The sequence below is a fragment of the Arcicella aquatica genome, assembly GCF_034928825.1.
Classification (GTDB): Bacteria; Bacteroidota; Bacteroidia; order Cytophagales; family Spirosomataceae; genus Arcicella; species Arcicella aquatica.
Genome location: NZ_JAYFUL010000014.1, coordinates 71443 through 82549, shown reverse-complemented (window position 1 = coordinate 82549; position 11107 = coordinate 71443). Strand labels below are relative to the sequence as shown.

The following is an 11107-nucleotide window of genomic DNA, read 5'->3' as shown; positions in this document are numbered from 1 at the left end:
TTCCGAGGTGAAAGTATTGTATTTTTGAATTGATTTTTTCAAAATTTGCGAAGCATAGCATCGCTACGTTGAGTAAATTTTGGAACAAGCTATTCTAAAAGACTTAGTTTAATCCGAAAGGAAAAGTTTAAACAGCTTCATAATATAACATCTAAAATAAAGAGATTGTTAGATTATTTTTAATTTTTGTAAATATATCCTCACGAGCTAATAGTTCATACTAAACCATTCCCTAACCTGTAGTTAAAAGGCGCTATTTATTCAAGTCATATTATAACTAAAAGTCATAGCATAATATTATATACGAAATAATAAAAACATCGTTAATCCTTTTTAAGACAAATGCTCAAAAAGGATTAACAACGTTTCAAGAAAAACTTTAGCTCGAAAAATACTATATTTTTATACTTCTAAGCATTTGCTTTCTTTTTTCTCCAATTCAAGACTCTATTTTTCAAGCTTTCGATGATGAAGTACATACTTGGTACTAACAACAGCGTTAATAATAACGAGCTAGTTAAACCTCCGATAATTACCCAAGCCATCCCATTTTTCACTTCCGCTCCTGAACCACTTGCTAAGGCAATAGGCAACATCCCTGCTATCATGGCGATGGTAGTCATCAAAATAGGACGTAAACGTTCTTTACCTGCTTCTATCAATGCTTCCGTTACAGACATCCCTTTTTCTTTCAGGTGATTAGTAAAGTCTACAATCAAAATACCATTTTTGGCTACTAGCCCTAATAACATAATCAATCCTACGATGGCAAAAATTGTCAGAGATTCCATCGTCAAAGCCAAGGCCAATAATGCCCCAATCAAAGCAACAGGAATAGAAAACAATACCACAAATGGATAAATAGTACTTTCGTACAGGGCTACCATGATTAAATAAACCAATAAGATACCTAATAACATGGCTAAACCTAAGCTACCAAAAGCATCTGCTTGGCGTTGTGCTTCTCCTTGATATTCAATAATAACACCATCAGGTAGTTTTACAGTACTCAACGTTTTTTGAATATCCGCTACTACAGTTCCTGTTGCTCGTCCCACGGTTGAGGCCGTTACTTTGATAGCATTCATACGGTCTGAACGTTCTAACACAGCTTGTCCCACAATTTCACTCACATTGGCTACTTCTTTTAAGCGAATGATTGCTCCACGACTATTCCTTAACGTCAATTCTCTCACATTTTCGATAGAACGCTTATCAGATTTCTCTAAAGAGATATTAATCGGATATTCCTCTCCTCCTTGTTTGAATTTGCTTTGGTCGTTTCCTCTAAAAGCCAATTGCACAGCCAAGCCTACTTCAGGAATTGTCAAACCTGCTTTCGTGATTTTTTCACGGTCAAGATTAATAGCAATCTCTGTTTTAGGACTTTTAGTGCTAAATTCTACATAGTCAGTACCAGGTGTTTTACGAACGACTTCTTTCACAATTTTAGCTGTTTCCAAAATCTTATCCATATCTGTGCCTTTAATCGCTACTTGGATAGGTGCTTCGCTACCACCAGTCAGTGAAGTAGGGCGAACAACAACTTTTACACCCGGTATTTTTGATATTTCATCTCTTACCAACATTCCCATCGCATCTGTAGAAATGTTACGATGTTCTTTATCTACTAGCGTAACCGAAAGCTCCGCGATGTTTGAATTAGCGCTACCTGTACCCACGGCTCCAGTCTGTGTCCCAACGTTAGAGAACACTTTGGTTACTTCTGGTTTTCTCAATAAAATGGCTTCGGCTTGTTTCACCATCAAATTGGTTTGCGATAAAGGTGTTTGTGGCGACATTTCTAACTGCACTGAAAACTCTCCACGGTCGCCAGACCCTGCAAATGATGACCCAATAAAGCCCTTGGCCAATAAAGCAATCGACCCAATGAACATCAAGATAATACCGATAAGTACATAGCGTTTGTGTCCTAACGTCCATCTTAGGATAGTACCATAATCTTCTTTCAGCCCATCAAGGAAGCGTTCAAAACCAAGGTTTATTTTTCCCCAAAGGGTATCTTCACTGAGGATTTCTATTTTTCCCCAACGTGATGCCAACAAAGGAGTAAGCGTAAAAGAAACAAATAAACTCATCAAAGTAGAGAATACTACTACCAAAGAGAACTCACGAAGAATATTTCCAATCAATCCTCCACTCATTGAAAGTGGTAGGAATACCACAACGTCTACTAATGTAATGGCAATAGCAGTAAACCCAATTTCACTTCGTCCTTCAATCGCCGCTTCCATTTTAGATTTACCCATTTCGAGGTAGCGATAGATATTTTCTAAAACCACGATACTATCATCTACTAGAATACCAACTACCAAGGAAAGCCCCATCAAACTCATTAAGTTGAGCGAGAATCCGAATAAGTACATCAAAATGAACGTCGGAATCATCGCCGAAGGAATGGCAATCAATACAAATATTGAACTTCTGAAACTGTGTAAGAAGAACAACATTACTAAACCAACGATGATAATGGCCAGAAATAAATCGTGTATTACGGCATCTGCCGAAGCAAGCGTATAAATAGACTGGTCGGCGGCAATATCATAGCTAAATCCCTTGCTAGCATACTGTGCTTGGATTGTTTTCAACTTTTCTTTTACCAATTTGCTTACGTTTACAGCATTAGCATCGGCTTGTTTTACAATCTCAATCCCTATCCCAGCCTTACCATTATTTCGGTTAAGGGTTTTGGTTTCTGTTTGTGCATCTGTAATGATAGCAATGTCTTTTAATAAAACTCGGCTACCGTCAGCATTTTGGCGAACGATTAGTTCACGAAGGTCTTCTACTTTTACAATTTTGGCATCCAGACGTATAGAGGTTCTATTTTCATTATTCAATACACTACCTGCTGGGTATGAGCTATTACTATTGGCAATCAATTGACTAGCCTGTGCCGATGAGATATTGTAGGCTTGCAGTTTATCATTATCAAAAGTAACCTGAATTTCACGTTCATTACCACCAATCAATCGAACCGTTCCTACACCTGGCACATTCGATAAAATTGGTTTTAATTTTTGGTCGATAAGGTCGTACAAAGCTGGTTCTGACATTTTTGCCGAGGCACTTATTCTCAATACAGGAATTTCGTCTGTATTAAATCTACTTACTACGGGGTCGTCTACATCATCAGGTAGCGTTGATTTAATTTGATTAATCTTTCTTTCGGCATCTCTCTGGGCATTCAGTGTATTAATGCCCGCTTTCAATTGAACGGTGATTAACGATACACCTTCAGATGATGATGACGAAATTTTATCTACCCCTTCTATGGCCGAAACGGCTTCTTCTACAGGTTTCGTAATTGTATTTTGTACTTCTTCAGACGACGCACCACGATACGTTGTTTGAACGATGATTACGTTAGCTTCAAACTTGGGCAATAAATTATAATTCAGTTGTTTATAACTTACAAAACCAAATAAAATCAACGTCACGAAAATTACTGTAATCAGTAATGGTCGTTTTATGGCTATTTCAGTAATTGACATATTTCTTAAAATTATTGGTTGGTGGTTTTTGTAATTTTACTGCCATTGGTCAAGTTGATTTGTCCACTTGTAACCACTTCTTCGCCAGCTACTAAGCCACTAATCACTTCTATGTTTTCGCCTATCTCACGGCCCACAGTAATTTTACGGAGTACGACCGTATTGCCTTCTACTACATAGACAAAAGGATTCTTTGTACCTTCTGCTAAGGCTAGCTTAGGAATTTGTAGTAACGTTGCTTTTCTACCTAAATCAAAATCAACCATTACATAAGTACCCGCACGGAGCACGTTGGTATTCAATAGTAATTCCACACGATAATTATGGTTTTCATCACCTTTTGGCGAAATAAACTTTATTTGACCTGAGAAACTTTTATTTGGAAATACATCCGAACTAACTTTTGCTGTTTGTCCTAAACGTAATTGATAGACATCTTTTTCATTTACAAAAACTACTGTCTTCAAGTGTACATCATCTGTAACAGTTGCAATGACAGTACCAGGGCTTACAAATTCGCCAGCAACTAATTTACGAGCTGTAACCACACCACTAATCGGCGAAATAATATTGCCGTCTTCAATTTGCTGTTTTACTTGTTCTATCTGTAAACGAGTATTTTCAACGTCGTACTTAGCATTCACTACACTCAATTCAGTACCAGCATTACCTTTATATAAATCGTTGTTTCGGGCATAATCTTTTTCTAATTTAGCAAGGGTTAGCTCGTTAGTTTTCAATGTTATACTTTTCAAACGATTGTCAAGCGTACCGACAATCTGACCTTTGGCAACGCGTGAACCAATATCAATGGTTAATTTCTGAATTTTGCCTTGGATGCCTACGGCAATGGTTGCTTCATTACTCAATTCTAACGAAGCTGGTAACGATACCTTTCCATCAAAAGGTAATAGTTGAGCTTTGGCAGTAGCAACCGAAACAGGAATAATGGAACGATCTACTACTACTTTATTAGCTTCAATTTTTTTCTTGTTTCTGAATAAGGTAAAGGCTATCAAGCCTGCGAAGGCAAATATTGTGAGGGTAACGATGAATGACTTTTTCATATCTGGTTGAATTAAAATTGACTAATATAGCTTTTTAAGGTTCCTTTAGATTTTTCATATTCGAGACGCGAGCTCAAGAAATTTATCAAGGATGTAACATAGTTACTCTGTGCTTCTTTATAAGAATAATCTGAATTGAGTAAGTCTGACAGCGTTGATACGCCCTTTTGATACTCCAATTCGCTATTATCATAAACCTCTTTGGCTAAATTCAAATTTTCTCGGTTAGTGGCTAAATCTGATGATGATTTTTGTAGTTGAGCATTCGCATTCTGAAACTGCATATCCATTGTATTGGTATTAATTTTCAGATTAGCTCTAGCATTTTGCAGCGTCAGTTCAGCCTGTTGCACTTGACTGCTCTTGCGATAACCACTAAAAATTGGCACATTTACTTTCAAGCCAATTGCTGAGAAATCTATCCAGTTTTTGAAAGATTGATTGATTTCATTGCCAAACGCCATTACTCCATAACGAGCATAGGCACTTACAGTAGGCAGATATGCTGCGTGTTTGCGTTTAACATCAAATTCTTGGAGCAGGATATTATTTTGTTGAATTCTATAATCTAAAAGATTAGTAATATCGGTTGTATTTTCTGCTGAAACTGCTACAAAACTTTCATAATTGCCTATTTCAGAAACATTCAAGGGTTCATTCAAAGGCATTCCCATAGCATTTTTCAGTTTATTAATAGCCACTTGCTTATTAGCTTGAAGAATAGATTTCTGAGACAGGATGTTATTCAAGCTTACTTGGGTGCGGTCATATTCGGTTTTTTTGATAACTCCTTTGTCTAATCGCAATTTCAATATTCCCAATAGTTCACGGTATTTCTTTTCGTTTTCAAGCAATATTTTCTCTTGTTCTACATAAACCAATACTTGAAAATATGCCCCTGTAGTGCTATAAATAAGGTTATCTTGATTTTGCTCTCTTTTCAATAACGATACCTGATTGTTGGGTTCGGCAGCCTTGATACCTACCAACATTGATTTATCAAAAATCACTTGGTCTACCTGAGCCGTACCATTGGTATTGTATTGATTACCAAATTGTAAACGAATTTCTGTGGGACTAAAAGCACCTGCTGGAATCACAGAAACCTGTCTTTTTAGGTTATCATCAAAAGTAATGGTTGTATTTACTTGTGGTAAATACCCCGCCAAGGCTTCTCTTGATTTTTCTTTGGCAATCGCTATTTCGTTTTCATAAATGCTATTGCTTGTATGGTTTTGTAAGGTAAACGCTATACATTCTTTTAGTGTCATTACCTTTTGAGCTTGCGTTGAAAATCCACTCAGGGCGAGCCATAAATAGAAGAGCAATTTTCTCGTTTTCATAAAATATAGTTGATTTGGTTATTATTGAATTTGAAAAGATTGACAACATCAACCTTTTAGGCAAAAAAACTACTTTTCAGCGTTTTCTTTTAATTTGATTAATACACTTTTGAAGATGGCTAAATCTTCGTCTGAAATGTTTTTAAGATTCTTATGGGTGTTCTGATTGATAATTTCCTCGCATTTTTTCAACATCTCAGAACCGTCTTCAGTAATAACAATATGCTTTTTACGACGGTCGATTGAGTCATTTACACGCACAACTAAGCCTAGGTTTTCTAGCTGGTCGATGTGACGCATGACAGCAGACTTATCTTTTTTCATAATATCTGCTAAGTCTGACTGAATAGAATCTTCTTGAGAGAGGATTTTCAAAATAAAATTTTGTTCAGGAGTAATCATCAGACCATTTTCTTCAAAGTTTTTAGCCGTTTGCTTAAACAATGCTTTGATTGTGGTGGCAAATAAAAATTGAAATGAGTTTTGATTAATATCCATATTATTAGTTGTAATAATAAATAGTTGACAAGTACAACGATTCAAAATTACAACTAAAGTTTTGATTTCCAAACTGCTACACTATTATTTTTTAGAAACTTTTAGTTCCTGCCAACATTCAAAAAATAAAATAGGATGATTTCAGAATATTCAATTAAAATTCCCTCTTAAAAATCCTTAGTTCATCCATCAGAATCCTCATTTCATCGGAAAATGATTCAATAAATATTCATTTTGAAGTTGTTTTGAATCGTCAATTAAACAACACGATGATGAAAACCTTTACTTATCTATTAATCCTCTATTTCTTATTTATTGCTACGCAAGTTTTTTCACAAACTACGGTAACAGGCAAAGTGCTTGATGAAAAAGGCAAAGGCTTACCAGGAGCAAACATCTCATTGAAAGGCTCTTATGATGGTGCAACTGCTGATGCGGATGGGAACTTTAGATTTACCTCTACCGAAAAAGGTGAACAAATACTCGTTTGTACTTTTGTAGGTTTTGATACCTTTAATAAAAGTATTTTGATGGATCAGAAGAATATTGAAGTTATTTTCAAACTTAAAGAATCAGCGAACGAACTAAATACTGTCACTGTTACAGCAGGCACTTTTGAAGCATCAGACGAAAAGAAAACAACATTGATAAAACCATTGGATATTGTAACTACTGCGGGTGGCGGAGCTGACATCACCAAAACCATGACATTGTTAACTCCGGGGTCACAACGCAACGGTGAGTCGACAGGGATGTTTGTTAGAGGAGGTTCGGCACAGGAATCTAAAATTTTGATTGATGGACTAACCGTTCAAAATGCTTATAATACTGCTTCGCCTGATGTGGCCTCTCGTTCACGCTTCTCTCCTTTTCAGTTCAAAGGTTCAGCGTTCTCAACAGGTGGATATTCTGCTCAATATGGTCAGGCTTTGTCAGCAGTATTATTGATGAACACCACCGATTTAGCGACGGAATCAAGTTATACTGTCAATGCAAATTTTGCACAGCTTGCTACTGCTTATACAAATTTATCCGACAACCATTCAATCAGCGGAACACTAGCTTATACTAATTTAACACCCTTATTCAAGATATATCCACAAAATATAGATTGGGTAAAAATCCCCGAACAAATTAATGCCGCAGCCTCTTATCGTTTGAAACCGTCGGCAGATGCAGCCTTTAAGCTAGATGCAGTATATGCCAAAAGCGAGTCTGGTATGATGTTCAATAATACTGACCAAAATCTTTCGCTTGCACGATTTGGGATAAAAAACGATAACATCCTAATAACAAGTACTTATCAAAAAGCCTTAGACAAAAATGCAGCATGGGTATTGAAATCGGGCGCTTCTTATTCTTATAACAAAGATATCCTAAGCGTAAATGCTGATGCTTTTGAAAAAACTGAACAGCGTTCTCAATTCAGAGCTGTTGCGATAAAGTCATTTGATAATGGCTCAAATATTTTGTTTGGTACAGAAGGACACATTGCTGAGTATGGCTTAACAATAGCCCAAGCTTTGAGCGATGCAAAACAATACAAATTGACGGATAATTTTGAAACACTATTCTCTGAATCAGAGTTTTACTTAACCCGTAAATTGGCTGGTAGAATTGGTGTTAGAGCCGAGTATTCATCCTTAGCATCAAGCTTTAATGTAGCGCCAAGATTTTCTTTGGCTTATAAAACAGGGCTTTATTCACAAATATCAGCCGCAGGAGGTAGTTTCTACCAAACGCCTGATTTTCAATACTATTACTACAACAAAACGTTAGGATATGAAAAAGCAACTCATGCAGTATTGAACTATCAAGTTATTAAAGATAACCGTACTTTCAGGGTGGAGGCTTATTATAAAAAGTATTCAAACTTAGTGCGTGAATATCCGGCCCAAGAAAACTATTTTGATGCCAATCCCCAACGTTTTCCAAATGGTAGAACTGACAATTCGGGTTTTGGCGATGCTCAAGGACTTGATGTATTCTTTCGTGATAACAAATCTTTTAAGAACGGGCAATTGTGGGTGAACTATAGTTACTGCGACTCAAAGCGTTTGGCTGGCAATTACCTTACTGAAACACAACCTAGCTTTGTATCAAACCATAACCTAAATGTTATTTACAAGCAATACATTGCCAAACCTATGATGACAGTTTCGGGAACATATTCCTTCACGAGTGGTCGCCCTTACTATAACCCGAACAATCCAGTATTTATGTCCGACCGCACCCCTGTTGTACATAATACCAGCATTTGGGTTAATTACTTGACCAACATCAAAGGCAATTTTATGGTGGTTTACTTTTCGGTTGATAATATTTTAGGAACACACAATGTGTATAATTATCGTTATTCGGATGATGGCAAGACACGCACAGAAGTAAGACCAGCGGCCTATCGCATGATTATGCTTGGTACATTTATCACGATTTCAAAGAAAAAAGTATTGCCCGAGGATATGCGTAAAAATTGATAAAACACAAACATTTTTCACGCTAAGAAAACGATAACTCACCCCTTGAAATACGTAGTTCATCGGAATTGCATTCATTCAAAAGCTAGCGTAACCTACTTTTGAAACATCGAAGCTGTTTAAACTTTCTCTTTCGGGTTAAACTAAGTCTTTTTGAATAGCTTGTTCCAAAATTTACTCAACGTAGCGATGCTATGCTTCGCAAATTTTGAAAAAATCAATTCAAAAATACAATACTTTCACCTCAGAAACGGAAAGTTTAAACAGCTTCATCAAAAAGAAAATACTCACACAAAAACATAACCGAATATTATCATGAAAAATCTATTCTTAACTTTCATTATTGCATTAACAGTTTTTATCTCAAAAGCCACCGATAGCGAACGCTTTAATAAAGCCATGGGCGAAACCTTGGTACAATTAGGACAAGCCAAAGATGTTGCCTCATTCCAAGAAGTAGCTAATAAATTTGAAAGAATTGCCAGTTCCGAAACCGCAGAATGGTTGCCAAATTATTATGCTTGCTTAACCTACACAATTATCGCCATTCAACAAAAGGGCGATGATATTGATAAGTACTTAGACAAAGCCGATACTTTTGTAGAAAAACTTGCACAGCAAAAAGTGACAAGCTTAGACGAAGTAGAAGTATTGAAAGCACAAATAGCGATGATGCGTATTTCGGTGGATGGGCAAGCTAGGTTTATGAAATATGGTTCAGCTTTTGAAGGAGCTATTAACAAAGCAAAAGCAATTAATCCTGAAAACCCTAGAGCGTATGCTTTGAAAGCTCAAATGATTTTTTATACACCAGAGCAATTTGGTGGAGGAGCAAAAAATGCTTGTCCTGAAATCCAAAAAGCCTTAGAAAAATTCGCTAACTTCAAAGCAATAAGCCCTATTAGTCCAAACTGGGGTGTAGAACAAATCAAGGGCATGGCGAAGGCATGTAATTAAGATAATAAAATTATACAAGAATTATGACGGTGTAAAAGCCGTCATTCATTTTTATGGCAAAGGAATTAAAATCAAGTTTTTGGGGACGTTTCTGGTTGATAGGCTTTTTTACTGTAATGGCCTTTAATGGGCATTTCTATTTTATTATCGCTATTATCCGAGGGAAAAGTCAATACAAAGATTTCTTTATTAATGTAATTTACAGCAATATCTATGATGCCACCATGATGATTGGTTTGTGCTGGTTATTCATCAAGTTTGGTTCTTTTAGTAGGTTTTCATTAGTAAGGCATGGCATTTTAACGCTCTGTATGATAGTCTCGGCAATACTAAAGTTTTTTAGTTTTTCATTGCTATATGGTCTTTTTGAAGATCATACGACTGAAAGAGCCGCTAATTATTCCAGAGATTATTATGATTTATTATTTGTGTTGGGGCCTATACTTGGTGCAAATATTATCTACTATTGGTTTACCCATGAACGCACAAGGCTCATTAAAATGACTGAACAGGAATATCAGCTATTACAATTAAACGACCTAAAAATCAGGGCAGAGCTAGAGGCATTGGAAGCTAAAATCAATCCTCATTTTTTGTATAATTCCTTGAACTCTATCGCTTCGCTCGTTCATGATGACCCCGACAAAGCCGAACACATGGTATTGAACCTTTCAAAATTCTATCGCTATTCAACAGGACGAAGTCAGGAACATTTTGATACCTTAGAAAACGAATTAGAGATTGTAAAAACTTATCTAGAAATTGAGAAAATCCGTTTTGATGAGCGATTGGTTTACTCGGTTGAATTTGAAGACGAAGCTTTTAGAAAATACAAAATACCGAGATTTTTGTTACAGCCTATTATAGAAAATGCCATCAAACATGGTATTTCAAAAATTGCAGGCCAAGGTATCTTGAAAATTAAGGTCTCGCAGGAAGAAGACAACTTAATTATCAAGATTTTTGATAACGGTGTTCCCTTTCCAGATAATATTTTTTCTGGTTATGGTTTAAAATCTATCCAAGATAAACTTCGTTTGCTTTCAGGCGAACATGCTTCGATGGAACTGACCAATAAACCAGAGAAAGTTGTTATTATTGCTTTGCCTGTAAAAGGCTGTAGGTAATAAGCGGTAGGCTTTAGGCGGTAGGCAATAAGCTTTGAAAGATTTACTTTTTATGTAGTAGTCTAGTAAAAAATTTAAGCATTTTTTTGACAATGTACTGAAAACAAAAGATTACTATACAGT

7 protein-coding genes are annotated in these 11107 nt (G+C 36.2%); 3 read left to right on the top strand and 4 right to left on the bottom strand.

Annotated elements, in window-relative coordinates; genetic code table 11:
• Positions 1–410: 410 nt before the first annotated feature.
• The 4 genes from VB264_RS10915 to VB264_RS10900 all read right to left on the bottom strand — a co-directional run bounded on the left by VB264_RS10915 (position 411) and on the right by VB264_RS10900 (position 6423).
• Complete coding sequence (locus VB264_RS10915) at positions 411–3515, bottom strand: efflux RND transporter permease subunit (protein ID WP_323249273.1); 3105 nt, start codon at positions 3513–3515, stop codon at positions 411–413.
• Positions 3516–3526: 11 nt separating this feature from the next.
• Entirely contained in the window at positions 3527–4582 is a 1056-nt protein-coding gene (locus VB264_RS10910; protein ID WP_323249271.1) for an efflux RND transporter periplasmic adaptor subunit, read from the bottom strand.
• Positions 4583–4593: 11 nt separating this feature from the next.
• Positions 4594–5925 (bottom strand): TolC family protein, encoded by a 1332-nt coding sequence (locus VB264_RS10905; RefSeq protein WP_323249270.1) that lies wholly within the window; start codon positions 5923–5925, stop codon positions 4594–4596.
• Between the two features lie 69 nt (positions 5926–5994).
• Positions 5995–6423 (bottom strand): MarR family winged helix-turn-helix transcriptional regulator, encoded by a 429-nt coding sequence (locus VB264_RS10900; protein ID WP_323249268.1) that lies wholly within the window; start codon positions 6421–6423, stop codon positions 5995–5997.
• 269 nt (positions 6424–6692) lie between these two features.
• Here VB264_RS10900 and VB264_RS10895 point away from each other — a divergent pair, with 269 nt between their 5' ends.
• From VB264_RS10895 to VB264_RS10885, 3 genes are all read left to right on the top strand, one after another.
• Positions 6693–8900, top strand: a complete 2208-nt coding sequence (locus VB264_RS10895; RefSeq protein WP_323249267.1) for a TonB-dependent receptor — start codon at positions 6693–6695, stop codon at positions 8898–8900.
• A 315-nt stretch (positions 8901–9215) separates the two neighbouring features.
• Entirely contained in the window at positions 9216–9857 is a 642-nt protein-coding gene (locus tag VB264_RS10890) for a hypothetical protein (protein WP_323249265.1), read from the top strand.
• A gap of 53 nt (positions 9858–9910) precedes the next feature.
• The gene (locus tag VB264_RS10885; RefSeq protein WP_323249264.1) at positions 9911–10984 is read left to right on the top strand and encodes a sensor histidine kinase; all 1074 of its coding nucleotides are present in this window, start codon (positions 9911–9913) and stop codon (positions 10982–10984) included.
• The last annotated feature ends 123 nt before the right edge of the window (positions 10985–11107 follow it).

Coding starts and splice junctions, on each gene's coding strand:
- VB264_RS10915 (WP_323249273.1), bottom strand. CDS start 3,515: ATGTCAATTACTGAAATAGCCATAAAACGACCATTACTGATTACAGTA.
- VB264_RS10900 (WP_323249268.1), bottom strand. CDS start 6,423: ATGGATATTAATCAAAACTCATTTCAATTTTTATTTGCCACCACAATC.
- VB264_RS10885 (WP_323249264.1), top strand. CDS start 9,911: ATGGCAAAGGAATTAAAATCAAGTTTTTGGGGACGTTTCTGGTTGATA.
- VB264_RS10895 (WP_323249267.1), top strand. CDS start 6,693: ATGATGAAAACCTTTACTTATCTATTAATCCTCTATTTCTTATTTATT.
- VB264_RS10890 (WP_323249265.1), top strand. CDS start 9,216: ATGAAAAATCTATTCTTAACTTTCATTATTGCATTAACAGTTTTTATC.
- VB264_RS10905 (WP_323249270.1), bottom strand. CDS start 5,925: ATGAAAACGAGAAAATTGCTCTTCTATTTATGGCTCGCCCTGAGTGGA.
- VB264_RS10910 (WP_323249271.1), bottom strand. CDS start 4,582: ATGAAAAAGTCATTCATCGTTACCCTCACAATATTTGCCTTCGCAGGC.